This window comes from Corynebacterium maris DSM 45190 (genome assembly GCF_000442645.1).
Classification (GTDB): Bacteria; Actinomycetota; Actinomycetes; order Mycobacteriales; family Mycobacteriaceae; genus Corynebacterium; species Corynebacterium maris.
On record NC_021915.1, the window covers coordinates 479,854 to 504,982 of the forward strand.

The following is a 25,129-nucleotide window of genomic DNA, read 5'->3' on the forward strand; positions in this document are numbered from 1 at the left end:
GACTTCGGGGGGAAATCCATGACCGCCCTGCTCGCCACCGCCCAAGAACTGACCAACGACGACCTGTTGCACCGACTGACCCACGCCCACGACGAAATGACCCGTCAGAAAGCCGAGTTCCTCCTCTCCCTGGCGGAATTCGACGTCCGGGGGCTCGCGCGCGACGCCGGCGCACCCTCCACCATGCGGTGGCTGGGCCGAACATTCCGGCTCGCGGACAAAACCGCCTACGAATACCTTCGGATCGGCAAGGGGGTGGCGAAATTTCCCGTCATCGCCGCCGCCTTCCGGGACGCGGAACTGACGTACTCGCAGGTGCGGCTGCTGCGCCACCTCACCGTCGCCAATGAGCTGGAGCTGCTCTCCCTGGCGCTGTCCCTGTCCTACAGCGAACTCGAACTGGCGCTCGCCGGGCGTGATCAAGGTGGCGGTGGAGCCGACCCGGAACGAGACTCCTTCCGGATCTGGATCGACAAGAAAACCGGGCGATACCGCTTCACCGGCGACCTCAGCCCCGAGATGGGCGCGGCCTTTGCCGCGGCACTCAAAACCGGGGAACTCGCCAACCTGCGGGACCTCGCGGACGTCGACGAGGACCTGCTCGCCGACGACGACGCCTTGGGCGATCTCCTCGACGAAGCAGACGCCCCGAAAGAAGCGGAAGAGCCCGGGGACACGCCTGCGGTCACCCGCTTCGGACCGCCGCTGAATTCCAATCTGCTCTCCGGGCTGTTCGGAATGATCAACCTCGCCCGGTGCGCCCGCACCAGCACGCGCCGCGCGCCGGGTGCCCAGGTCCACGTGATGCTCACCGAGGACGGACATGCGTTCATGCCGTCCAATCCGGCGGCGCCCGCCGACGCCTTGATCTCCACGTTGCTCAACGGGGAGTTCCGCGGACATTTGCTCGACTCCAAAGGCGTGACCATGAAGATGGGGCGCGCCCGCCGTCTCATCTCCCATGGGCAGGAAACCGCGCTGCTCGCCCGTTGGCTGTTCCAGTGCGCCATGCCCGGCTGCAACCACACCCGGTTCCTGGAATTCCACCACCTGCAGGAATTTTCCCGCGGCGGCGCGACGGATCCGGAGAACCTGGTGCCGCTGTGTTCCGCCTGCCACTCATTGGTGACGCACGGCCTGGTCACCTTCGCCTTTGACCCCGCGAGCCCCGCTGATCTGCGCTTTTCCTTCCGCGACGGCAGCGTCTACGTGTCGAAAAACCGTGGGTTGCCGGTCCGGGACGCCGCCACAGAATCCACCCTCGACCGGCACAAGCGGCCGTGTCCCGTGGGGCCGACGCTCAACTGGGACGAAGAACCCATGATCAGTTTCGACGACGACCCGGAGGAAAATTCTGCAGCTGCAGAAAAACTCTAGGGGCGGGGACTTTCTGCAGCTGCAGAAAATCCCGTCCTAGTAGTAGAAGGGGAACTGATCCCAGTCCGGGTCCCGCTTCTGCAGGAACGCGTCCTTGCCCTCGACCGCCTCGTCCGTCATGTAGGCCAGGCGGGTCGCTTCGCCGGCGAAGACCTGCTGGCCCATGAGTCCGTCGTCGGTGAGGTTGAACGCGAACTTCAACATGCGCTGAGCGGTGGGGGACTTGCCGTTGATCTCGCGGGCGACCTGGATGGCCTCCGCCTCCAGCTCCGCGTGGTCGGCGACGATGTTGACTGCGCCCATGCGCTGCATCGTCTCCGCGTCGTAGCTCCGGCCCAGGAAGAAAATCTCGCGGGCGAACTTCTGGCCGACCATCTTCGCCAGGTACGCCGACCCGTAGCCGGCGTCGAAGGAACCGACGTCGGCGTCGGTCTGCTTGAACTTCGCCTCCTGGCGCGAGGCGATCGTCAGGTCGCACACCACGTGCAGCGAATGCCCGCCGCCGGCGGCCCAACCGTTGACCACGGCCACGACCACCTTTGGCATGGTGCGGATCAGCCGCTGCACCTCGAGGATGTGCAGACGCCCGCCCTCGGCCTTGGCCCGGTTCTTGTCGATGGTCGACTCATCCGCCGCCGCGTCGTCGGCGGTGTGCTCGCTGGCGTACTGGTAGCCGGAACGCCCGCGGATGCGTTGGTCGCCACCCGAGCAAAACGCCCAGCCGCCGTCCTTCTCACTGGGGCCGTTGCCGGTCAGCAGCACCACGCCCACGTCCGGGCTCATGCGGGCGTGATCCAGGGCGCGGTATAACTCGTCAACCGTGTGCGGCCGGAAGGCGTTGCGCACCTCGGGGCGGTCAAACGCGATGCGCACGGTGCCGTCGGCGCGCGTGGCGCCCACATGGCGGTGGTAGGTGATGTCGGTGAAGTCCTCGAATCCCTCCACGACCTTCCACTGGGTGGGGTCGAAGGGCTGTTCAGTGCTGTAGCTCATGGATCACAAGCTTAGGCGCTGACTCCCAAAGACTCGGCGTGTTCGGTGATGACGCGGGCCAAATCGATGTCCCGGCTGGTGACGCCGCCGACGTCGTGGCTGGTCAGCGTCACGGCGACGGCCGGGTAGGTCAGCGTGACGTCGGGGTGATGGTTGGCGGACTCGGCGGATTCGCCGAGCAGGTTGACCAGTTTCAGGCCGGTGGCGAAGTCACCGGTGTCGAACGTGGCCTCCAGGGCCTGATCGACTTGCTTCCAGCCGGTGAGGTCGGCGTCGCGGACATCGTTGGGGGACAGGATCTGCTTCGGATCGCTCATGCCCCCATTGTCCAGAGATCGGGCGCCGCCCGCCACTAACAGTGCGTGGTGTTGAGCATCGAGCAGATCGGGAGGAAAAGACTGGAGAGGTTTGTGCCGATGAAAGCGATGAGGAACGCGACGCCCGCGGAGCCCTGTACGGCGCCTTCCGCGGCGGCGGAAACGTCGGCGCTCAAGGCCGGCTGGGCGGTGGCGGCGGGCATGGCGGCGACGGACAGCGACAGAGCTGCGATGACGGTTGCGATACGACGTTTCATGATAATAAGAACCTTCCGTGCGGGGGCGGTCTTTCTTATTGATCAGCGTACCGGGGCGCAGCGTTACGCTGGGGGACATGAGACCGACTGTTGATGAGATCCTCGAGCGTTCCCATGTCGTCGCCCTACCGATGGCGGTGAAATTCCGCGGCGTGATGACCCGCGAGGCGTTGCTCATCGACGGCCCCGCGGGGTGGGGCGAATTCTCGCCCTTCCTGGAGTACGGCGCGAAGGAGTCTTCCGCCTGGCTGCGTTCGGGCGTCGAGGCCGCCTTCGAGGGCTTTCCTCCGGCCAACCGCACCCATGCGGAGGTCAACGCCACCATTCCGGCGGTGCCTGCGGCCGACGTGGAGAAGATCATCGCCCGTTACCCGGGATGCCGGGTGTTCAAGGTCAAGGTCGCCGAGCCGGGACAGGAACTCGCCGACGACGTCGCCCGCGTCCAGGCCGTCCGCGACCTGGTGCCCGGCGCGGTGATCCGCGTCGACGCCAACCGCGGCTGGAGCGTCGAACAGGCGGTGACGGCCGCGCGGGAGTTGGGGCCGCTGGACTACATGGAGCAGCCCGTGGACACGGTCGACGAGCTCGCCGAGGTCCGTGGCCAGCTACAGCGTTCCGGTGTTTTCTGCCGCGTCGCCGCGGATGAATCGATCCGCCGCGCCGAGGACCCCTACCTGGTGGCGGAGAAACGGGCGGCGGACGTGGCCGTGGTCAAGGTGGCCCCGCTCGGCGGGGTGCGCCGTGTGGTCGACCTGACCGCCGACCTGCGGGCGCGCTACATGGACGTCACGGTGGCGTCCGCGCTGGACACGGCCGTCGGCGTCAACGCCGGCCTGGCCGCGGTGGCGGCGCTGCCGGTGTACGAGGACGACGACGGACTCGACGTCGCCCCCGCCGCCGCGGGTCTGGCCACGCAAAGGCTATTCGCCGAAGACGTCGCCGAGCCACGCGAGATCGTCGACGGCTGGATGAGCGTGGCGCCCGTCCAACCGGACCCGGCCCGCGTGAGTGAACTCGCGGCGTCGGCCGAGCGCCGGGACTGGTGGTTCGACCGGGTGCGCGAGTCCTACGCCTGGCTTTAGCTTTCGAAGGAGTTCATCGACCCGCGCTCGGCGAGGTTGATGTGGAAATCGAAAGCGGTGCGCAGGTCGTGCGGGGTCTGCTGGTGCGGGTTCTTCAGCGCGCGCTCGTAGTACTCCTCGAGCAGCGGACGGTAGTCCGGGTGCGCGACGGAGATCATCTTGGCCACGCGGTCGCGCGGAGCCAGGCCGCGCAGGTCGGCGTAGCCGTACTCGGTGATGATCACCATGGCGTCGTGCTCGGTGTGGTCGATGTGGGAGGCGAACGGCACGATCGCGGAGATGGCGCCGTCCTTGGCCACCGACGGGGAGATGAACGTGGAGGCGAAGGCGTTGCGGGTGAAGTCGCCGGAGCCGCCGATGCCGTTCATGATGCGGGAGCCGCCGACCTGGGTGGAGTTGATGTTGCCGTAGATGTCGGCCTCGATCATGCCGTTGGAGGCGATCAGGCCCATGCGGCGAATGACCTCCGGGGAGTTGGAGATCTGCAGCGGGCGCAGCACCAAGTGCTCGCGGTACTTCTTGGCCTCGCGGTTCATCTTGTCGGCGTACTCCGGCGACAGGGCGAAGGACGTGGCCGAGGCGACGGTCATCTTGCCCGCGTCGATCAGGTCCAGCATGCCGTCCTGGACGACCTCGGTGTAGGCGGTGATCTTCTCGAACTTGGAGTCGAGCAGGCCGGCCATCACGGCGTTGGGGACGTTGCCCACGCCGGACTGCATGATGAAGCGGTCGTAAGTCAGGCGGCCCGCGGCGACCTCGGCCTCGAGGAACTCGAGGAAGTTGCCGGCGATCTGCTTGGACACCTCGTCCGGCTCCTTGAAGGGGGAGTTGCGGTCCGGGGCGTCGGTTTCGACGATGGCGACGACCTTGTCGGTGTCGATCTGGATGTAGGGGGTGCCGATGCGGTCGCCGACGTTGTTGATCGGGATCGGGGTGCGGTTCGGCAGACGCGGCACGCGATAGATGTCGGCCATGCCTTCCAGATCGAGGGACTGCCAGGAGTTGACCTCGAGGATGATCTTGTCGGCCTCCTCCAGGTACTCGATGTTGTTGCCCACGCCGGAGGAGGGGATGAGGTGACCTTCCTCGGTGATGCGGGCGACTTCGACGATGGCGACGTCGATGTTGCCGAAGAAGCCCTGCTCGACCTGCAGGCCGGAGTGGGAGAGGTGGACGTCCTGGTACTTCATCTCGGCGGCGTTGATCTTCTTACGCATGACCGGGTCGGACTGGTACGGCATGCGGAAGTTGATGGCGTCGGCCTCGGCCATGACGCCGTCGGCGTCCGGGGCGGTGGAGGCGCCGGTCAGCACGTTGACCTTGAAGTCGTCGCCGCGGCCGTGGAACGCCTTGGCCTTCTCGGCGATGGCGGTGGGCAGGGCCTTCGGGTAGGCGGCGCCGGTGAAGCCGGACATGCCGATGGTGTCGCCGTCGTTGATGTGCTCGGCGGCTTCCTCCGCGGACATGACTAGAGAGCGCAGGTGGCTATTGGCGATGCGGTCGGACATTGAAAGGTTCTCCTTGTGATGGGTTTAGTCGAGCCAGCCGTCGGACTGGGTGGCCTCGTCGTCGGCTGCGAGACCAGTGACATCAGCAATACTGGTAGTTGCCTGTGGCACGAATCTCCTTTCCGGGCGACTGTGGCCCCCATTGTTCCTGAGTTGTTACACTCGCGCCATACCTTCCAGGTGAAGGGCCCCCAGAACCCGACGGAACTGAGGCCCTGGGCCTCGTCGCGCACCTACACTGGCCCCAATGAACATGATCGAAGTCCGTGGCGCCCACCTGCACAACCTCAACGACGTCGACGTCGACCTACCGCGCAACCAGCTCGTCGCGGTCACCGGCGTATCCGGCTCCGGCAAATCCAGCCTCGCCTTCGGCACGATCCACGGGGAAGCGCAACGCCGCTACCTGGAATCCGTGGCCCCCTTCGCCCGCCGACTCATCGGAGGAGCGACGGACCCCCAGGTCGAATCCGTCGACGGCCTGCCGCCCTCGGTGGCGCTGCAACAAAACACCTCCGCCGGCGGGGCACGCTCGACCGTCGGCACCGTCTCGACCATGTCCAATGTCGTCCGCCTGCTGTACTCCCGCGCCGGAACCTACCCCGCCGGGCAAGAACACCTGGACAGCGACAACTTCAGCCCCAACACCGCCGCCGGCATGTGCCCCCGATGCCAGGGCACGGGCGTCACCTACGAACCCACCGAAGCCACGATGGTGCCCGACCCCACCAAAACCATCAACGACGGCGCCATCAAAGCGTGGCCCGGCGCGTGGGCGGGCAAGAACTTCCGCGACATCCTGGACACCCTCGACTTCCCAATGGATACCCCGTGGCAGGACATCGACCCCGCCCAGCGCGAGTGGATCCTGTTCACCGACGAACGCCCGGTGGTCACCGTCAGCCCCGAACGCCGCGCCGACCAGGTGGAAAAGCAATACCAGGGGATGTGGCGCTCCGTGGCCTCCTACTTGCGCACCACGCTGGCAGAGACCGAGTCGGACACCCTGCGCGCCCGCACCATCGGCTTCATGCAGGCCTCGACCTGTTCCACCTGCGACGGCCGCCGCCTCAACTCACAGGCGTTGACCGTCACCTACCTGGACATGCCGATCGACGAGTTCAACGCCCGTCCGCTCGACGAACTCACCGACCTCATCGCCGCCCGCCGTACAAACCTGACAGAGGCCGACGAAGCCGAACGCATCCTGCTCGAGCAATTGACGCCCATCCTCGACTCCACCGTCGAACTCGGCCTCGGCCACCTCGTGCTGGGGCGCGGGGCGCGCACCTTGTCCGCCGGTGAAACCCAACGACTGCGCCTGGCCTCCCAACTGCGCAGCGGACTATTCGGCGTGGTCTACGTCCTCGACGAGCCCTCCGCGGGACTGCACCCGGTCGAACGCGAAGCCGTCTTAAACATCGCCCGCCGCTTCCTCGACGCCGGCAACTCCGTCCTGCTCGTCGAACACGACATGGACCTGGTCGCCCACGCCGACTGGATCGTCGACGTCGGCCCCGCCGCCGGCGAAGGCGGCGGCCACGTGCTCTACTCCGGACCGGCCGCCGACTACGACGCCGACTCCCCGACGCGCCGGGCGCTCGACAACCGCCGCCTGACCCCCAAGGACACGCCCCGGCCGGCGCACGGTGAACTCCACCTGCACGGCGTCACCGCCCGCAGCATCCGCGACCTCGACCTGACGATCGGGCTTAGCCAATTCACCGCCGTCGCCGGCGTCTCCGGCTCCGGAAAATCCACCCTGCTGGGCGTGCTCGCCGACGCACTGCGCGACCAGGCGACGGTGCTGGAAGGAGAAGACCACGACGGCCACGACGCCAGCGTCGAGAAGCTGACCGGCGCCGACGCCGTCAACCGGCTCGTGCAAATCACCCAGAAACCCATCGGCCGCACCCCACGCAGCAGCCTGGCCACCTACACCGGGCTCTTCGACAACGTCCGCAAACTCTTCGCCGGCACCGACGCGGCGAAAAAGCGCGGCTGGACCGTCAGCCGGTTTTCCTACAACGTCAGCCAAGGCCAATGCCCCACCTGCCGCGGCGAAGGCCAGATCGAAGTCGAACTGGTCTTTTTGCCCGGCTCCTACACCCCCTGCCCGGACTGCGCCGGCACACGCTACAACGACGCCACCCTCGAAATCACCTGGCGCGGACTGACCGTCGCCGACGTCCTCGACCTCACCGTCGACGAAGCCGCCGACGTCTTCGCCGAAGAACGCCCCATCGCCCGGGCCCTGCGCGCACTGCAGGCCATCGGGCTGGGCTACCTGCGCCTGGGTCAAGGCGCCCCCGAACTCTCCGGCGGCGAAGCCCAACGCATCAAACTCGCCACCGAACTGCAGCGGGCGCGCCGGGGGCACACCGTCTATCTTCTCGACGAGCCGACCACCGGGCTGCATCCCGCGGACGTGAAACTGCTGCTCACGGAGTTGAACCGGCTGGTCGACGCCGGCGAGACCGTCGTCGTGGTCGAGCACGACCTCTCCGTCATCGCCGCCGCCGACCGCGTCTTGGAGATGGGCCCCGGCGCGGCCGCCGCGGGCGGGCGGATCATCGCGGACGTCACCCCCGCCGGGTTGGGTGCGGCGGACACCGCCACGGGACGGGCGTTGCGGGCGCGCAGCTCGTAGAATCAGAGTCCATGACCCACGGACCAGGCGACGAACAGCGCCCGCGCCAGTACTTTCCCAGCGAGCGGCCCCAACACACCACCTTCGACTACGACCCGGGCTACGGCTACCAGGAGCCGGAGGAGCCGGCGCCGGCCCGGGAAAGGGGCGGCACGGCGGTGATCGTGCTGTCGGTGCTGTTCGTGCTCGCGTTGCTGGCCGCGGGCGTGCTGTTTTTCCTGTGGCGCGGGGCGGTGGACGAGGCGAATCAGCCGCCCCCGCCGCCGGTGACGCAGACGGTCACCACCACGCAACAGGAGACGGTCACGGAGACGCAGGGGCCGTCGAACCCGCTGCCGACGCAGTTGCCGACGGAGATCCCCACCGAGGTGCCGGACATCGACGTCGAGGGTTGGTTCAACGATCTGCTGGGGGAGCGGGCTCCGGCTCAGTAGCGTCGTAGACTAGGGGTCATGTCTGACACAGCCCAACCCAATTCCGTGGCGCTCGCGGGCGCCGTCGCCGACGTCCTGGCCCGCCACCTGAGCGACGTCGTCCTGTGCCCGGGTTCGCGTAACTCCCCCTTGTCTTTAGCCCTGCTGGCGCGTGACGACGTCCGCGTCCACGTCCGGTTGGACGAGCGCTCCGCCGCGTTTTTGGCGCTGGGCATCGCCCGCGTGCAGGGCCGTCACGTCGGCGTGGTCACCACCTCCGGCACGGCGGTGGCCAACTGCCTGCCGGCGGTGGTGGAGTCCGCGCACTCGCACACCCCGTTGGCGATCATCTCCGCGGACCGCCCGGAACGTTTCGTCGGCACCGGCGCGTCGCAGACCATTGACCAGGACGGCATCTTCGGCGGTTACGCCGCCACCACGCAGGTCACCGGCGAGGCCGATTTGGCGGGGCTCGCCGACGCTTTCGCCGGCCAGGGCACCGTCCACGCCAACGTCCGGCTCGACGCGCCGCTGGTGGGCGACCGGCTGCCGGAACGCGTCAGTGGCGGCGACGTGGCGCGGGGGCGGTTCGACGCCGTCGTCGACCACGGCGAAATCGCCCTGGACTTAAGCCGCGACACGCTGGTCATCGCCGGCGACGAAGCCTGGGAGGTCGAGGGGCTGCAGGACGTGCCCACCATCGCGGAGCCCACCGCCCCGACCCCGTACTTGCCGGTGCACCCGTTGGCCGCCGGGTTGTTCGTCCGCGGGAACATCGACGCCGGCGGAGACAGCGACTACGCCGAATACGTGGCCAAGACGAAGCCGGAGCAGATCATCGTCGTCGGCGGAGACAGCGACTACGCCGAATACGTGGCCAAGACGAAGCCGGAGCAGATCATCGTCGTCGGCCACCCCACCCTGCACCGCCCGGTGCTGGCGCTGCTGGCCGACCCGGACGTCGAGCTCACCGTGCTCTCCCGCACCGAAGCGTTCACCGACCCCGCCCACAACGCCGCCCACCGCGGCACCCGCGTCAAGGTCACCGGCCAACCCCGTAAGCAGTGGCTCACCCTGTGCGACGCCGTCTCGCGCACCGCCGCCGACGCCGTCCGCGACGTGCTGGAGCGCGAGGAACTCGGTTTCACCGGGCTGCACGCCGCCGCCGCGGTCACCGACACCTTAGGCACCGGCGACACGCTGCTGCTGGGCGCGTCGAACCCGGTGCGCGACGCGTCCCTGACGGGCCTGCCCGCCGACGGGGTGGACATCTACTCGCCACGCGGCGCCGCCGGCATCGACGGCACCGTCTCCCAGGCCGTGGGGGTGGCGCTGGCCGTGCAGTCGCTGCACCCCGAGGAAATCCGCGCCCCGCGCACCGTCGCGCTCATGGGTGACGTCACTTTCCTGCACGACGCCGGCGGATTGCTCATCGGCCCTGACGAACCGCGGCCGGAAAACCTCACGATCGTGGTCGCCAACGACGACGGCGGCGGCATCTTCGAAAGCCTCGAAATCGGCGCCCCGACGCTGCGCGACAGCTTCGAGCGCGCCTTCGGCACCCCGCACGAGGCCGACCTCGAGGCGATCAGCGCCGGCTACGGAGCGGATTTCCGCCGCGTCGAGGGCGTCCACGAACTGATCCACGCCCTGCTCGACGCCACGGAGGAGGCGGCCGGTCTCACCGTCATCGAGGCACGCACCACACGGGCGACCCGCCGGGACCTGGACGCCGCGCTGACGGCGGCCCTGGGGCTGTGAGGCGGCTGTCGCTGCGGATCGTCGCGGTCCTCTGGCTCGTCGCGATGATCGGCTCCGCCGCGCTGGTGGGCGGGGCGGCGATCAACGACAGCACCATCCACTCCGACCCGGGCCGCGCCCTGGCCACGGTCACCGGCGTGGGCGTGCTGCGCACCGCCGTCGACTACCAGACCGAGGAGGGGCGATTCTACTCGCCGGGCGGCGGGCTGCTCTACCCGTCCGGGCTGGGGGAAGGGCAGCAGGTGTGGGTGACATACGCGAAGTCGGACCCCGAACTGGTGGCGGTGGAGGGGCGGCGCTGGACCCTGTCGATCATCCCGGCGGCGTCCATCGCCGCGGCGGCGACGGCGGTGGCCGCGGTGGCGGCGCTGGTCGTGGTCAGGCTGACCCGGAAAGAAAAATCAACTACCCTTAGTGCCGAAGACACCAAGAATTAACGTGCGTGAGGAATGATGCCGGGCATGCGTGTGGCGATCGTCGCAGAGTCCTTTCTCCCCAACGTCAACGGCGTGACCAACTCGGTCCTGCGCATCCTCGAACACCTCAAACGCGTGGGCGGCGAGGCCGTGGTCATCGCCCCGGCCGCCCGCGACAACCAGGAAGAGGCCCTGGACTATTTGGGCTTTCCCATCATCCGGGTGCCGAGCGTGCGGGTGCCGCTGATCAACTCGCTGCCGGTGGGGGTGCCCAACGCCACCGTGGTGGAGACCCTCCACGAATTCCGCCCCGACATCGTGCATCTGGCCAGCCCCTTCGTCCTCGGGGCGTCGGGGGCCGTCGCCGCCCGCCAGCTGCGGATCCCGGCCGTGGCGCTCTACCAGACGGACGTGGCCGGCTTCGCCACCAAATACCACCTCTCCGCACTGGCCACCGCCGCCTGGGACTGGACCCGCACCATCCACAACCTGTGCCAGATGACGCTCGCGCCCAGCTCCCTGACCATCGCGGAGCTGCGCGGCCACGGCATCAACGACGTGCGCCACTGGGGCCGCGGCGTGGACACCGAACGTTTCGACCCCGCCAAACGCAGCGCGGCCCTGCGCCGTGGCTGGGACCCCACCGGAAAGAAGAAGATCGTCGGCTTCGTCGGCCGCCTCGCCGCGGAAAAGGGCGTGCACCGCCTGGCCAGCCTGCATGGGCGTGAGGACGTTCAGCTGGTCATCGTCGGCGCTGGGCCGCTACGGGAAGAGCTGGAGACGTCGCTGCCCCAGGCCGTGTTCACCGGCGCCCTCGGCGGAGAAGACCTCGCCCGCGCCTACGCGTCGCTGGACCTGTTCGTCCACGCCGGCGAATTCGAGACCTTCTGCCAGACCATCCAGGAGGCCCAGGCCTCCGGCGTACCCACGATCGGCCCCCGTGCCGGCGGCCCCGTCGACCTGATCGTCAACCGCCACAACGGCGTACTGCTCGACGTGGACTCCTTCAGCCAGGACCTGCCGGGCGCCGCCGACTGGCTGCTCGACGACTCCCGCCACCCCCGCCTGGCCCGCAACGCCCGCGACTCCGTGCGCGAGAAAACCTGGGAATCGCTGTGCACCCAACTCCTCGACTACTACGACGAGGTGCTGGAGGACACCCGCCGGGTGCCGTTGACCTTCTTCGGCCAGCGTCCCGAACTGCCCGCCTGGGCTGCCCGGGCCCTGGGTGCGCGCGTCGGCTAGCTAGACTGGGCGCGTGGCCAAAGCAGATCTGGACAAGAAACCTTTCGACGTCGCGGCGATGTTCGACGACGTGGGCGAGAAATACGACCTGACCAACACCGTCATTTCTTTCGGGCAGGACCGCCGCTGGCGCAAACGCACCCGCGAACGCCTCAACCTGAAACCGGGGGAGAAGGTCCTCGACGTCGCGGCCGGCACCGCCGTGTCCACCGAAGAGCTGGCCAAATCCGGCGCCTGGTGCGTGGCCTGCGACTTCTCCCCGGGCATGCTGGCCGCCGGCCACGGCCGCGACGTGCCCAAGGTCGTCGGCGACGGCATGCACCTGCCCTTCGCCGACGAGACCTTCGACGCCGTGACCATCACCTACGGGCTGCGCAACATCCACGACCACCGGGCCGCGCTGCGGGAATTCGCACGCGTGACCAAACCCGGCGGGCGCCTGACCGTCAACGAATTCTCTACCCCGGTCATCCCCGTCTTCGGCACCGTGTACAAGGAATATCTGACCCGGTTGCTGCCCAAGGTCGCCCGCGTGGTCTCCTCCAACCCGGCGTCCTACGAATACCTCGCCGAATCCATCCGCGCCTGGCCGGACCAGGAGGACCTCGCCCGCGACATCAACCGCAACGGCTGGACCGACGCCGGCTGGCAGGACCTGACCTTCGGAATCGTCGCCATGCACTCGGCCGTCAAACCGCGTTAGCTCCACAACGGGGTATTGCCCCGGGCGGCGGTGACCCCGCGCCCGGCGGTGCGCCACAACCGCGCCATCAGGTCGCGGTCCTCGTCGGTGATCAGATTCGCCATGAGCCGGGCGGCCGCCGGCATGAGCTTGGCGCCCACCGGCCCGCGCAACGCCAACGGCCCCACCGCCGGCAAAAACTGCGGGTACGTCAATAACCGCGCCGCGGTGCGCGCCAACAAAAACGCCTCCCCGTAGCGGGCGCGCAGCAACCGCGGCCACGCGTGGGTGACGTCGCGGTAGCCCGCCCGGATCAGCTCCACGGCGTGCTCGGCCATCTCCAGGCCGTAGTCGATGCCCTCGCCGTTGAGCGGGTTCACGCCGCCGGCGGCGTCGCCGATGATCATCCAGTTCGCACCCGCCACATTCGACACCGCCCCGCCCATCGGCAGCAGGGCGCTGGTCACGCGCTCCGGCTCACCCAGGCCCCACTCCTCGCGCTGCTGGGCGGCGTAGTGGTGCAGCAACTTCTTCGTGTTCAGCTTCGCCGGGCGCGCGTCCGTGGACAACGCGCCACACCCGAGGTTCACGGTGCCGTCGCCGAGCGGGAAGATCCAGCCGTAACCGGGCAGAATCTCGTCGTCCTCCCCGCGCAACTCCACGTGCGAGTGCATCCACGGCTCATCGTCGTGCGGAGAATCACAATAGGAGCGGGCGGCGATGCCGTAGACCTCGCCCCGGTGCCACTCGCGACCCAACTGCTTGCCGAAGGTCGAGCGCACCCCGTCGGCCACGATGACCCACTGCGCACGGATCTGCTTCTCGACGCCCGCGACGGTGACGGTCAGGGAGGACAGGCGGCCGTCGGCAAGCTCCGGGGCCGAGGCCGTGGCGTTGTCCCACAACGTCGCCCCCCGGGCCGCGGCGGTCCGGGCCAGCAACTCATCGAAGCGCGTGCGTGGCATCGCGGACCCCACCCGCCCGTAATCGCTGTCCGGCCACGGCGCGGTGACGTCCCCGCCGTACCCGTGCAGCTTCAAACCGTGATTCACATAATGCGCCGTCACCTCGCCCGCCAGGCCAAGGCGCTCCAGCTGGTGCACCGCCCGGGGAGTCAGGCCGTCGCCGCAGGTCTTGTCGCGGCCCAGCGGCCCCGCCTCCAGGAGCAGAACCTCATACCCCGCCTCCACGGCATGGATCGCGGCCGCCGCCCCCGCAGGACCCGCACCGACGACAACGACCTCAAAAGATTCCACAGCTCCAGCCATACGCGCCATTGTCCCATGCCCCGACCCCGTCGTGAATGCGGCCCTCGAATTGGATTAGGGTTGTGAACGACCATGATCAACCTTTTTCGCACGTCTTGTCTGCGCGAAAACCTGAACATTTTTGAGGATCGCACACCATGACCAACGGCCAGACCCCATCGCCCCTCCGGACCGGGAGCGTGGACCTGGGCGACGCTGACCTGAACGCCCGCGTGGCTGAGGGGATGGCCGCCGTCGAAAAGCTGCTCGCCCGCGAACTCAACCGTGGCGAGGGCTTCATCACGGAGAAGGTCACCCACCTCGCGAAAGCCGGCGGCAAACGCTTTCGCCCCCTGATGACCCTGCTGGCCGCCCAATACGGCGACCGACCGGGCGGCGACACCGTGATCAAGGCCGCCGCCATCGTCGAGATCGTGCACCTGGCCACCCTCTACCACGACGACGTCATGGACGAGGCCGCCCGCCGCCGCGGCGTCGACTCCGCCAACGCCCGCTGGGGAAACTCCATCGCGATCCTCGGCGGAGACGTCCTCCTCGCCCACGCCTCCCGGCTGATGAGCGAGCTGGACACCCGCACCGTCCGCCACTTCGCCGACACCTTCGAAGAGCTGGTCACCGGGCAGATGCGCGAGACCGTCGGCGAAACCGACGGCCTCGGCCCGATCGACCATTACCTGCGGGTGATCACGGAAAAGACCGGCGTGCTCATCGCCTCCGCCGGTTATCTGGGTGCCCTGCACGGCGGGGCCGAAGAGGAGCACATCGACGCCCTGCACAAGCTCGGCGGCGTCATCGGCGTCATCTTCCAGATCGTCGACGACGTCATCGACATCTACTCCGACGCCGGCGAATCCGGAAAGACCCCGGGCACCGACCTCCGGGAAGGCGTGTTCACCCTCCCCGTGCTCTACGCCCTGGAAGAAGACGGGGAGGTCGGCGAGAAGCTGCGTGGACTGCTCACCGGCCCCCTGGAACGCGACGAGGACGTGGCGGAGGCGCTGGAGCTGTTGGCACGTTCCACCGGGCGGCAGCGCACCATGGAGGTCATCGAGCGCTACCTCGCCCTCGCCGATGAACAGCTCGCCCGCCTGCCCGACGGCGCGGCGACCGACGCCCTGCGGATGCTGTCGCGCTACACCGTCAGCCGCGTGGGGTGACCCCGGTTTCATGGTGATGACCTGCCGATTTGTTATCGGCAGGGGGTGTCGTAGTAGAGTAGTTTCTCGCACCCACGAAGTGCAGTTTTGCCAGATTGTCCGAGCGGCCAAAGGAAGCGGACTGTAAATCCGCCGGCGTAAAGCCTTCAGAAGTTCGAATCTTCTATCTGGCACAACCACAACCCCGACAAGGTTTCCTTGTCGGGGTTTTTACGTTGCCTGGCTCCGGGTGGACTCCAGGGATCGTCGGGAGCCAGGTTGTCAGGTCAGCCGCCCGTCGAACGCGATGGCGCCGTGGCGGCCCTGTGGCGAGAAACCGAGTGCCGTTCCCGGCCACTCCTGGCGGGCCGAGAGGCGGGCTCTCAACGGCCGCAAAACATGCCTTAAAAGCTGCTTTAAGGGGGCTGCATGGAGTGCTGCTTTTATGTGTTGAGCAGGCGATTTGTGTTGTTGCGGTTCATCGGGTTAATCTTTATAAGGCTTCAACGGAGCGCCCCGGAGAAACACCGAGGCACAACAAAGAAGCGACGCCCCCTTAGCTCAGACGGCAGAGCGTCTCCATGGTAAGGAGAAGGTCAGCAGTTCGATTCTGCTAGGGGGCTCTGTTGTTTGTCAGGACTACATCCCGATGAACATCGAGGCGGTGTAGCTCAGCTGGTGAGAGCGCGCGACTCATAATCGCGAGGTCGAGAGTTCAAGTCTCTCCACCGCTACCGAGAGCCCGAGGTTCTCGACTCCGCTGGAGGGTCATCCCCCTGATGGGAATGATCATCTGGTAGTGTGGTTCGTACCGCTTTTGAGCGGTGCACCAAGGGGCGTAGTTCAATTGGTAGAGCAACGGTCTCCAAAACCGTAAGTTGCAGGTTCGAGTCCTGTCGCCCCTGCCAGAGTTTCTATCGTGAGGAGTGCTGTGAGCGACATTCAGCCGACCGGTAAGCGTCAGCTCGACGGAGCCGCCAGCACTTCTTCCGCCTCCTATGAGGCGAAGCGCGCCACCACCCCGGAACCGCAGGACGACAAGCCGGGTGGTGGCGTCGCCGCATTCCCGGGTGAAGTAGTCTCCGAGGTGCGCAAGGTCGTATGGCCCACTCCCCGCGAGATGGCCATTTACACCGCAGTGGTGTTTATCTTCCTGATCGTGATGACCGCCCTCGTCTGGGGCGTGGACACTCTCACGACAATGGGAGTTGAAGCGGTCCTCACTTCGTAGTTATACTCGGAAACAGAATCATTGCATCCCGCCGGAGTCCTCCAAGGACCGGCGGGATAATTTATTCCCCTGACCCCCTCAATCCTGGGCGGCAGGACGCATACCCAAGGGAGTTCACCATGAGCGACGAAGCCGCCAACACCGAAAACTTCGACCCCAACCAGGCCCTCGAGGCCGACGCCGACGTGGAATTGGACGCCGAAGCGGCCCCGGCCGCGGCGGACGCCCCGGACGTCGACAAGGAAGAGACCTTCGAGGAAGCCGCCGCGCGCCTGGCGGCCGAAAACGTCGCGGAGAGCTCTCCTGAAGAGGCGGAAGCGGAAGGCGACGACGCTGACGCGGCGGCGGAGGCCGGCGCGGAGGAGTCTGCGGAGGCCCTGGAGGGGGACGCCGTCGCCAACGCCGCCGCCGCACTCGGCGACACCACCGAAAGCGACAACGAAGCCGCCTACCGCGCACGCCTGCGCAAGTTCATCCGCGACATGAAGAAGCAGCCGGGCCAGTGGTACATCGTCCAGACCTACTCCGGCTACGAGAACAAGGTGAAGACGAACCTGGACATGCGCAGCCAGACGCTCGAGGTCGAGGAGTACATCCACGACGTAGTCGTCCCGATCGAGCAGGCCGTCGAAATCAAGGACGGCAAGAAGAAGCTGGTCAAGCGCAAGCTGCTGCCGGGCTACGTGCTGGTGCGCATGGACATGAACGACAGCGCCTGGTCCGTCGTCCGCGACACCCCGGGCGTGACCAGCTTCGTGGGCAACGAAGGCAACGCCACCCCGGTCAAGCACCGCGACGTGGCCAAGTTCCTCATGCCGAAGGACGTCCCGGCCGAGGGCGAGGACGCCGCGAAGACCACCCAGGACGGCGAAATGGTCGTCGCCATGCCGGACTCCGAGGAGAAGCCGAAGGTCGCCATCGACTTCGAGGTCGGCGACGCCGTCACGATCCTGTCCGGAGCGTTCGCGGCAGTGTCCGCGACGATCTCCACCATCGACCCGGTCACCGGCAAGATCGAGGCGCTGGTCTCGCTCTTCGGCCGCGAGACCCCGGTCGAGCTCACCGCCGACCAGATCGAGAAGATCGTCTAACGCCGGCTCCCCGGTAAACCCGCAGGCGGGCCGCCGTCCCAACGATTTGGGAGGGTGGCCCGCCTGCGCGTATGCTTGACCTTCGCGTGTGCCCACCTCGTGGTGCGGCGAAGACGCACCCCCAAAACATTCATCCCCGGTGGCTCGCTGAGCGTGGCATCCGGACGGGCACGGTCATCATCGTGACGGCGCCCGGTAACAAGGAGAGTAGGTAATTCGATGGCCAAGAAGAAAAAGGTCACTGGCCTGATCAAGCTGCAGATCGACGCCGGCCAGGCTAACCCGGCCCCGCCGGTCGGCCCGGCTCTGGGTGCTCACGGCGTGAACATCATGGAGTTCTGCAAGGCGTACAACGCGGCGACCGAGTCCCAGCGCGGCAACGTCGTGCCGGTCGAGATCACCGTCTACGAAGACCGTTCCTTCGACTTCAAGCTGAAGTCCCCGCCGGCCTCCAAGCTGCTGCTGAAGGCCGCCGGCCTGCAGAAGGGCTCCGGCGTCCCGCACACCGACAAGGTGGGCAAGGTCACCATGGACCAGGTCAAGGAAATCGCCGAAACCAAGAAGGAAGACCTCAACGCACGCGACGTCGAGGCCGCCGCCAAGATCGTCGCCGGCACCGCCCGCTCCATGGGCATCACCGTCGAGGGTTAATTTTCATCCACCCGTGGCAGGGCCCGCTTCGGCCCGATCACCACACAATCCGAATAGGAATTGCATAAATGAGCAAGAACTCGAAGGCCTTCAAGGAGGCCGCCGCCAAGGTCGACCAGACCCGCGAATACCACCCGCTCGAGGCCACCGCCCTGGTCAAGGAGACCTCCTCCAAGAACTACGACGCCACCGTCGACGTCGCCGTTCGCCTGGGCGTCGACCCGCGTAAGGCCGACCAGCTGGTCCGCGGCACCGTCATGCTGCCGCACGGCACCGGCAAGACCGTCCGCGTCGCCGTCTTCGCTGAGGGCGAGAAGGCCACGGAGGCCCAGGAGGCCGGCGCCGACATCGTGGGCACCGCCGAGCTGGTCGAGCAGATCACCGAAGGCACCATCGACTTCGACGTCGCCATCGCGACCCCGGACCAGATGGCCAAGGTCGGCCGCGTCGCTCGCGTGCTGGGCCCGCGCGGCCTCATGCCGAACCCGAAGACCGGCACCGTCACCAACGACGTCGCCAAGGCCATCGAAGAGTCCAAGGGCGGCAAGATCTCCTTCCGCGTGGACAAGTCCTCGAACCTGCACGCCATGATCGGCAAGGCGTCCTTCGACGCCAAGCAGCTGGCCGACAACTACGGCGCGCTGATCGACGAGCTGAACCGTGTGAAGCCGTCCTCCTCCAAGGGCATCTACATGAAGAAGATCACCCTGTCTTCCACCAACGGCCCGGGCGTCCCGGTCGACACCTCGGTGCAGAAGAACTTCGCCGGCGAAGAGGCCTAAGCTTCTTCTCCCAGGACACCCCGTTTTCCGCGTTTCGGCGCGGCGGACGGGGTTTCGTCATTCCCGGGGTACCGGCACGCACAGTGAAGCGCGGGTAGCCTGGCGACGTAACGAAGTCAGCGACGAGGGGAGACCATCATGACGCAGACGCTGAACTTCCGCCCGCGCGCCGCCGTGGTCGGCGCCGGCCCGAACGGGCTGACGGCCGCGGCGGTGCTGGCCCGGCAAGGATGGCAGGTCGACGTGTACGAACGCGCGGACGTCGTCGGTGGCGCGGCCTCCTCGGCGGCGGTGCTGGGGGAGGGCACGGTCGTCGACTTAGGCGCCGCGGCGCACCCTTTCGGGGCGGCGAGCCCGGTGTTCGAGGAGTTGGATCTGGCGGCGCACGGCCTGGTGTGGCGCCACTCGGACCATGCCATGGCCCATCCGCTGGAGGACCGGCCCGCGCCGGTGCTCAACCGCGGCCTCGAGGAGACCGCGGCCGGGCTGGGCGTCGACGGCCCGGCGTGGCGACGTCTGCACGCCGACCTGGTAAACCACATCGACCAGCACCTGGCGAACCTGCTGAAACCGATGCTGGGGATCCCCCGGCACCCGCTGCGCATGCTCACTTTCGGCCCGCCGGCGCTGCTTTCGGCGCAGCGGCTGAGCGGCCTGGCTTTCCAGGAGGAGGCTACCCGGGCGCTGTTCGCCGGCTCCTCCGTCCACGCCATGGCTCCGCCCGGACACCCCTTCACCGGGGCCTTCGGCCTGCTGTTCGGGGCGTTGGGCATGACGCGTGGCTGGCCGGTCGCGGAAGGCGGCACCGGCGCGATCACCCGGGCGCTGGAAAGCGTGGTCCGGGAGGCCGGCGGCACGATCCACACCGGCGTCCACGTCGATGACCTGCGCGCGTTGCCGCGCACGGACGCGACGATCCTCAACCTGACCACCCGGCAGGTGCTCTCCCTCAAGGGGCTGGCCCTGCCGCGGGCGACGCGTGCCCGGCTGCAGCGCTGGCGCTACGGCACCGGCACCTACAAGATCGACTACCTGCTGGACGGGCCGGTGCCCTGGCGCGATACACACGTCGGGCAGGCGAGCACCGTCCACGTCGGCGGCACCATCGAGGAGATCCAGCGGGCGGAGAAGGAAGCGGCGCAGGGAACGTTGCCGGAGCGCCCCTTCGTCATGGTGTGTCAGCAACAGGCTGCAGATCCGTCTCGCGCCACCGGCCCTGCGCAGGGCAAGACGGTGATCTGGGCGTACGCGCACGTGCCGCACGGTTTCGTGGAGGAACGCCCCGGCCAGGTCGCCAAGCTCATCGAGACACAGATCGAGCGTTTCGCGCCCGGTTTCCGGGACCGCGTGGTGCGCAAGGTGGAGACGAGCCCGCAGGACCTGGCGGACTGGAACCCGAACATCGTGGGCGGCGACATCGCCGGCGGGGCGATGACGGGGCTGCAGTCGCTGCTGCGCCCGGGGCTGACGGTCAACCCCTACCGGCTCGCCGACGGGGTGTACCTGGCCTCCGGGTCGACGCCCCCGGGCGCCGGCGTGCACGGCATGCCCGGCGCCTGGGCGGCGCGGGCGGCCGCGGCGGACTTCGACCGCCTGCACTGACCTTCGGACACCCTTACTAAGGAAGCACATCCTTACTGGTCAAAGAGGTCGTCGTCGGTGAGGATGGAGGTATGGTCACCTCCGCCCACCTGCCCGCACATCCGACTGCCACGGCTCGCCCCGGGAAGATCTTCCTCTCTTCCCGCGACGGGGTCATCACCGTCGCCACCCTCGTCGCCATCGTCATCCACCTCGTGCTGTGGCTCGGCGTCGGGCTCGAGGGGTGGGCCCGCGACTGGCCGCTCGTGCTCGTCGTCGTGGTGGGCGGTGCGCCTCTGCTCGTCGACGTCCTGCGCAACGCCATCCGCACCCGCGGCGGCGCGGACACCCTCGCGGCGGTCTCCATCGCGACGTCCGTGGCGCTGGGGGAGTGGCTGGTGGCCGCGATCATCGTGCTCATGCTCTCCGGCGGTGAGGCGCTGGAGGAGGCGGCCACCAAACGGGCCACCGGCACGCTGGACGCGCTGGCCAGACGGGCGCCCGCCACCGCGCATCGGGTTGGCGGGGAGGAGGTGGCGGTGGAGGACGTCGCGGTCGGCGACGAGCTCGTCGTCCTGCCCCACGAGTTGTGCCCGGTCGACGGCGAAGTGATCGCCGGCCATGGTTCGATGGACGAGTCTTATCTGACCGGCGAGCCTTACGTCGTCAGTAAATCCAAGGGCGCGCAGGTGATCTCCGGGGCGGTCAACGGCGACACCCCCTTGACCGTCGTGGCCACCGCCCCGGCGCGGGACTCCCGCTACGCCCGCATCGTGGGCACGCTGCGGGAGGCGGAGGAGAACCGGCCCCCGATGCGGCGTCTCGCGGACCGGCTCGGCGCTTGGTACACGGTGATCGCGCTGGTCCTCGGCGCACTGGGCTGGGCGATCTCGGGGGACCCCATGCGCTTTTTGGCGGTGGTGGTCGTGGCGACGCCGTGCCCGCTGTTGATCGGTGTGCCCGTCGCGATCATCGGGGCCATCTCGCTGGCCGCCAAGCGCGGGATCATCGTGCGCAATCCCGGCATGTTGGAAAACGCCGCGCAGGTCACGACCATCATGTTCGACAAGACCGGCACCCTGACCTACGGGCGTCCCAGCATCACCGACATTCACGTGGCGCCCGGTTTCGAGGAAGACGAGGTGTTGGCGGCGGCGGCGTCGATCGAGCGCTATTCCAGGCACCCGCTCGCCGACGCGATCCGGGGAGAGGCCGCGGGCCGGGGGCTGGAACTGCCCGACGTGGCGGCGGTCTCCGAGAAACCCGGCCAGGGGTTGACGGGCGAGGTGGGCGGGCGGTTTTTGCGCATCGCGAATCGGCGCACCGCCGTCGAACTCGACCCGGCCAGCCGCGACCTGATGCCGAAGAGTGCCGCGGGCATGGAGTCGGTGGTGCTCATCGACGAGCGCTACGCCGCCGTCATCCAGTTCCGTGACGAACCGCGCGCGGAAGCGGAGAAATTCATCGCCCACCTGCCCGAGAAGCACGGCGTGGACAAGATGATGATCATCTCCGGTGACCGGGAGTCGGAGGTGCGGTACTTGGCGGGCCGCGTCGGCGTCGACGAGGTGCACGCCGGGGTCAGCCCGGAAGGCAAGCTGGCGATCGTGCGGCGGAACAACGCCCACGGCAAGACCATGTTCCTCGGCGACGGCATCAACGACGCCCCGGCGATGGCGACCGCCACGGTGGGGGTGGCCATGGGCTCCGACTCCGACGTCACTTCCGAGGCGGCTGACGCGGTCATTTTGGATTCCTCGTTGGAACGCCTTGATGACCTGCTGCATATTTCCGCCCGGATGCGCCGCATCGCGCTGCAGTCCGCGCTCGGCGGCATGGGCCTGTCCGTCGTCGGCATGATCTTGGCGGTCTTCGGGCTGCTGACTCCGCTGGCGGGCGCCGTCGCGCAGGAGGTCATCGACGTCGCGGCGATCCTCAACTCGGCCCGCGTCGCGATGGCGCGCGGCCCGTTGTCGGATTTCGACGAGGATTAACGGGGGCCGTCAACAGGGTGATGACACCGTGTCGGTAAGATGCCGACACAGTGTCGATGCATGTCATCGGCAAGGAATCCCGACCATCTACGGAAGAGCCTCTCATGTTCCTAGCCTGGCGCGACATGGTGTTCGCGCGCACCCGCTTTCTTCTCATGGGCCTCGTCCTGGCGCTCATGTCCATCCTCATCGTCATGATCTCCGGGCTCACGGCCGGCCTGGTCAACGACGGCGTCTCCGGCCTCAAGGCCATGGACGCCGACGTCGTCTCCTTCGAGGAGGGCACCGAGGCGTCCTCCGCCTTCACCCGCTCCACGGTCGAGCTCGAGGCCGCCGATGAACTCGCCGCCGTCGACGGCGTCGAACAGGCCGCCCCCATGGGGCTGAGCATCGTCAACGGCCGCAACCAGGACAACACTCCGGTGGATCTGACGCTGATCGGGGTGGAGCCGGACTCCTTCCTCGCCCCGGAGGGCCTGCCCGCCCTCAGCGAGGACCACGTCGACGGTGACCCCACCCCGACCGGCCATGAGATCATCGTCTCCGGCACGCTCGCCGACGCCGGCATCGCCGTCGGCGACACGATCACCCTGGAGCGCCTGGAGACGGAGCTGACCGTCATCGGGTTCACCGAGGACCAGCGCACCTTCGGCCACGTCGACTTGGCCTACGCCCCGCTCGACGTCTGGCAAGAAGTCCACGTCGGCGCCCGCGCCAGCGAGGCCGCCCCGCCCACGGCCTACGAGCAGGCCTCCGTCATCGTCGCGCAGGCGCCCGACGCGGACCTCGACACGCTCAACGCCGAGACCAGCCTGGACGTGGTGACCCTGGAAGACAGCTTCCAGGCTTCGCCCGGCTACAGCGCAGAAACCATGACCCTGGCCCTGATCGAGTGGTTCCTCTACATCATCACCGCCTTGATCGCCGGCGCGTTCTTCCTCGTCTGGACCATTCAGCGCTCCGGTGACATCGCCACCATGCGCGCCATCGGCGCCACCCGCGGCTTCCTGCTGCGCGACAGCCTCGGCCAGGCCGTGATCATCCTCGTCGCCTCCATCGCCGTGGGCGTGGCCATCGCCGTTGGCCTGGGCCTCTGGCTGGAGACCACCGGCATGCCGTACGCCACCGAGGCGGCGCCCATCCTCGGCGGCGCGGCCATGCTCTTCCTCTCCGGACTGATCGGCGCCCTCATCGCCGTCTACCGAGTCACCCGCACCGACCCGCTCACTGCACTGGGAGAAAACCGATGATCGCACCCGCCCTCATTCTCGACGACGTCCGCGTCAGCTACGGCGACGGCGACTCCGTGGTCCACGCCTTGGACCACGTGTCCCTGAGCGTCGATCCCGGCGAGTTCATCGCCGTCGTCGGCCCCTCCGGCTCCGGCAAATCAACCCTGCTGGCCGTCGCCGGCGCGTTGACTACGCCGGACTCCGGACGGGTCGCCGTCGCCGGTGAAGACATCGGTGATTTCAACGACACGGAGCTGGCACGCATCCGCCGCGAGCACGTCGGTTTCGTCTTCCAGTCCTCCGGCAGCCTGCCCTCCGCCCTGCGCGCCCGCGACCAGATCGAGCTGGCCGCCCGCATCCACGGCAAGCGCGGCCGTCGCAGCAACGAGGAACTGCTCGAGGCCGTCGGCATGGGACACCGGGCCAAGCACCGGCCGGCCACCCTCTCCGGCGGCGAACGTCAGCGCATCGGCATCGCCCGCGCCCTGGTCGCCGGCCCGGATCTGTTGCTCGTCGACGAGCCCACCGCGGCGCTGGACCGCCGGCGCTCCCACGAGATCGTCACTCTGCTCGCGGAGGAGTGCCGGGAGCAGGGCGTCGCCGGCGTCATGGTCACCCACGACCTCGAGGTCATCGAGCACTGTGACCGCGTCTTGGAAATGGTCGACGGCAGGCTCACCCCGGCACGGTAGACTCGCCGGACATGCCCAGAATTTCCGAGCCCACGGTCGCCGAGCACTGCGCCGCCCAGCACCGCGCCGTGCTGTCGGCGGCGGAAAAACTCATCGCCGCCTCGGACGGCCAGATGCCCACCCTCGGGGAAGTGGCCGCGGAGGTGGGCCTGGCCCGCTCCAGCGTCTACCTCTACGCCGCGTCCCGGCAGGACCTGCTCATCCAGCTGCTGCTGGAGGCGATCCCGGCCTGGACCGATTCGTTGCAGGGGGCGCTGACCGGGGTCGGCGACGACCCGGGCGACCGCGTCGCGGCGTACGTGTCCGTCACCCTGGATCTCTTCCTCGGCGGCTCGCACGGCCCGCTGATGGCGGCGGCCCAGCAATTCCCCGAGGCCTTTACCGACGAGCGGGTGCAACACGCCCACGACGCCCTCCACCCCGCCCGCGTGAAGTTGATCGGTGACCACGGCGCGGCCTTCGCGCTCGTCGACGCCGCCATCGCGCGGGGCGCGGAACTCGTGCAGGAGGAAGGTGAGGACAGGGGCACCGTCGAGTCTCTGGTCGAGCGGATGGCGCGCGCCGCCGTGGCCGGCGATTTGGAGGATCCCGGTGCCAGGCGCTAACATCAACCTCCGAAGTTTGAACGGTCCTTTTTGAGGGCCGAGCTCAAGTTTCACCGAAGACCGTAGGTTCTCCCCTCATCGGGGAGCGAAGGAGTCCGAACCCCGGACCGGCCCACGCAGGAGACACTTGCGCACTTGACCGCCCACCCAGGTGGGCGAGGGTGC

Annotated in this window: 23 protein-coding genes and 4 tRNA genes; 22 read left to right on the forward strand and 5 right to left on the reverse strand. The window is 68.0% G+C overall.

The features are described from left to right. Window positions 1–18: 18 nt before the first annotated feature. Window positions 19–1,377: an HNH endonuclease gene (locus tag B841_RS02270; RefSeq protein ID WP_020933867.1), complete on the forward strand. Its 1,359-nt coding sequence runs from the start codon at window positions 19–21 to the stop codon at window positions 1,375–1,377. Between the two features lie 36 nt (window positions 1,378–1,413). Here B841_RS02270 and B841_RS02275 read toward each other — a convergent pair whose 3' ends face one another. Genes B841_RS02275 through B841_RS02285 form a run of 3 tightly spaced genes read right to left on the reverse strand, consistent with a single transcriptional unit; the run spans window position 1,414 to window position 2,944 of the window. Continuing rightward, window positions 1,414–2,370 carry a 1,4-dihydroxy-2-naphthoyl-CoA synthase gene (locus tag B841_RS02275; protein ID WP_020933868.1) on the reverse strand — a complete coding sequence of 319 codons (957 nt, stop codon included), beginning with the start codon at window positions 2,368–2,370 and terminating at the stop codon, window positions 1,414–1,416. A gap of 11 nt (window positions 2,371–2,381) precedes the next feature. Next, a complete protein-coding gene (locus B841_RS02280) occupies window positions 2,382–2,687 on the reverse strand; it encodes a 4a-hydroxytetrahydrobiopterin dehydratase (RefSeq protein WP_020933869.1) in 306 nt (101 codons plus the stop codon). 35 nt (window positions 2,688–2,722) lie between these two features. Further along, complete coding sequence (locus B841_RS02285) at window positions 2,723–2,944, reverse strand: hypothetical protein (RefSeq protein ID WP_020933870.1); 222 nt, start codon at window positions 2,942–2,944, stop codon at window positions 2,723–2,725. Between the two features lie 77 nt (window positions 2,945–3,021). On the opposite strand from B841_RS02285, the gene B841_RS02290 reads away from it, so the two are divergent. Continuing rightward, a complete protein-coding gene (locus B841_RS02290; RefSeq protein WP_041631703.1) occupies window positions 3,022–4,026 on the forward strand; it encodes an o-succinylbenzoate synthase in 1,005 nt (334 codons plus the stop codon). Here B841_RS02290 and B841_RS02295 read toward each other — a convergent pair. Further along, the gene (locus tag B841_RS02295) at window positions 4,023–5,534 is read right to left on the reverse strand and encodes an acetyl-CoA hydrolase/transferase family protein (RefSeq protein ID WP_020933872.1); all 1,512 of its coding nucleotides are present in this window, start codon (window positions 5,532–5,534) and stop codon (window positions 4,023–4,025) included. The genes B841_RS02290 and B841_RS02295 overlap by 4 nt on opposite strands. Window positions 5,535–5,787: 253 nt before the next feature. Between B841_RS02295 and B841_RS02300 the strand changes: the two genes are divergently transcribed. From B841_RS02300 to B841_RS02325, 6 genes are read left to right on the forward strand one after another with little or no spacing between them, the layout of a single operon-like run. Beyond that, window positions 5,788–8,184 (forward strand): excinuclease ABC subunit UvrA, encoded by a 2,397-nt coding sequence (locus tag B841_RS02300; protein WP_020933873.1) that lies wholly within the window; start codon window positions 5,788–5,790, stop codon window positions 8,182–8,184. Between the two features lie 11 nt (window positions 8,185–8,195). After that, on the forward strand, window positions 8,196–8,618 hold the full coding sequence (locus tag B841_RS13270) for a hypothetical protein (protein WP_020933874.1): 423 nt from the start codon (window positions 8,196–8,198) through the stop codon (window positions 8,616–8,618). Between the two features lie 18 nt (window positions 8,619–8,636). Continuing rightward, complete coding sequence (locus B841_RS02310) at window positions 8,637–10,358, forward strand: thiamine pyrophosphate-binding protein (RefSeq protein WP_020933875.1); 1,722 nt, start codon at window positions 8,637–8,639, stop codon at window positions 10,356–10,358. 44 nt (window positions 10,359–10,402) lie between these two features. Further along, entirely contained in the window at window positions 10,403–10,795 is a 393-nt protein-coding gene (locus B841_RS02315; protein ID WP_245561071.1) for a DUF3592 domain-containing protein, read from the forward strand. A 24-nt stretch (window positions 10,796–10,819) separates the two neighbouring features. Beyond that, window positions 10,820–12,019, forward strand: coding sequence for a glycosyltransferase family 4 protein (locus B841_RS02320; RefSeq protein ID WP_041632015.1), 1,200 nt, complete (start codon window positions 10,820–10,822; stop codon window positions 12,017–12,019). Between the two features lie 13 nt (window positions 12,020–12,032). Next, window positions 12,033–12,722, forward strand: a complete 690-nt coding sequence (locus tag B841_RS02325) for a demethylmenaquinone methyltransferase (protein ID WP_020933878.1) — start codon at window positions 12,033–12,035, stop codon at window positions 12,720–12,722. Here the strand turns inward: B841_RS02325 and B841_RS02330 are convergent. Continuing rightward, entirely contained in the window at window positions 12,719–13,978 is a 1,260-nt protein-coding gene (locus B841_RS02330) for a geranylgeranyl reductase family protein (protein ID WP_041631704.1), read from the reverse strand. The genes B841_RS02325 and B841_RS02330 overlap by 4 nt on opposite strands. Before the next feature lie 128 nt (window positions 13,979–14,106). On the opposite strand from B841_RS02330, the gene B841_RS02335 reads away from it, so the two are divergent. From B841_RS02335 to B841_RS02400, 14 genes are all read left to right on the forward strand, one after another. Then, the gene (locus tag B841_RS02335; protein ID WP_020933880.1) at window positions 14,107–15,126 is read left to right on the forward strand and encodes a polyprenyl synthetase family protein; all 1,020 of its coding nucleotides are present in this window, start codon (window positions 14,107–14,109) and stop codon (window positions 15,124–15,126) included. Window positions 15,127–15,215: 89 nt separating this feature from the next. Then, window positions 15,216–15,299: transfer RNA gene (locus B841_RS02340), tRNA-Tyr, on the forward strand. 356 nt (window positions 15,300–15,655) lie between these two features. Next, a tRNA-Thr gene (locus B841_RS02345) sits at window positions 15,656–15,728 on the forward strand. Between the two features lie 37 nt (window positions 15,729–15,765). Continuing rightward, window positions 15,766–15,839 (forward strand) — tRNA-Met (locus B841_RS02350). A gap of 98 nt (window positions 15,840–15,937) precedes the next feature. Beyond that, window positions 15,938–16,013, forward strand: a tRNA-Trp gene (locus tag B841_RS02355). Between the two features lie 23 nt (window positions 16,014–16,036). Further along, window positions 16,037–16,336, forward strand: coding sequence for a preprotein translocase subunit SecE (gene secE / locus B841_RS02360; RefSeq protein WP_020933881.1), 300 nt, complete (start codon window positions 16,037–16,039; stop codon window positions 16,334–16,336). A 119-nt stretch (window positions 16,337–16,455) separates the two neighbouring features. Continuing rightward, window positions 16,456–17,427: a transcription termination/antitermination protein NusG gene (nusG, locus tag B841_RS02365; RefSeq protein WP_020933882.1), complete on the forward strand. Its 972-nt coding sequence runs from the start codon at window positions 16,456–16,458 to the stop codon at window positions 17,425–17,427. 219 nt (window positions 17,428–17,646) lie between these two features. Continuing rightward, window positions 17,647–18,078 carry a 50S ribosomal protein L11 gene (gene rplK, locus B841_RS02370; protein ID WP_020933883.1) on the forward strand — a complete coding sequence of 144 codons (432 nt, stop codon included), beginning with the start codon at window positions 17,647–17,649 and terminating at the stop codon, window positions 18,076–18,078. Between the two features lie 68 nt (window positions 18,079–18,146). Then, window positions 18,147–18,860, forward strand: coding sequence for a 50S ribosomal protein L1 (gene rplA, locus B841_RS02375; RefSeq protein ID WP_020933884.1), 714 nt, complete (start codon window positions 18,147–18,149; stop codon window positions 18,858–18,860). A 138-nt stretch (window positions 18,861–18,998) separates the two neighbouring features. After that, window positions 18,999–20,462, forward strand: coding sequence for a phytoene desaturase family protein (locus tag B841_RS02380; protein ID WP_020933885.1), 1,464 nt, complete (start codon window positions 18,999–19,001; stop codon window positions 20,460–20,462). 71 nt (window positions 20,463–20,533) lie between these two features. Continuing rightward, window positions 20,534–22,435 (forward strand): heavy metal translocating P-type ATPase, encoded by a 1,902-nt coding sequence (locus B841_RS02385; RefSeq protein WP_020933886.1) that lies wholly within the window; start codon window positions 20,534–20,536, stop codon window positions 22,433–22,435. A gap of 104 nt (window positions 22,436–22,539) precedes the next feature. Then, window positions 22,540–23,685, forward strand: a complete 1,146-nt coding sequence (locus tag B841_RS02390) for an ABC transporter permease (protein WP_020933887.1) — start codon at window positions 22,540–22,542, stop codon at window positions 23,683–23,685. Continuing rightward, on the forward strand, window positions 23,682–24,359 hold the full coding sequence (locus tag B841_RS02395; protein WP_020933888.1) for an ABC transporter ATP-binding protein: 678 nt from the start codon (window positions 23,682–23,684) through the stop codon (window positions 24,357–24,359). The genes B841_RS02390 and B841_RS02395 overlap by 4 nt, the downstream gene beginning before the upstream one ends. An 11-nt stretch (window positions 24,360–24,370) precedes the next feature. Further along, the gene (locus B841_RS02400; RefSeq protein WP_020933889.1) at window positions 24,371–24,964 is read left to right on the forward strand and encodes a TetR/AcrR family transcriptional regulator; all 594 of its coding nucleotides are present in this window, start codon (window positions 24,371–24,373) and stop codon (window positions 24,962–24,964) included. Window positions 24,965–25,129: the final 165 nt, after the last annotated feature.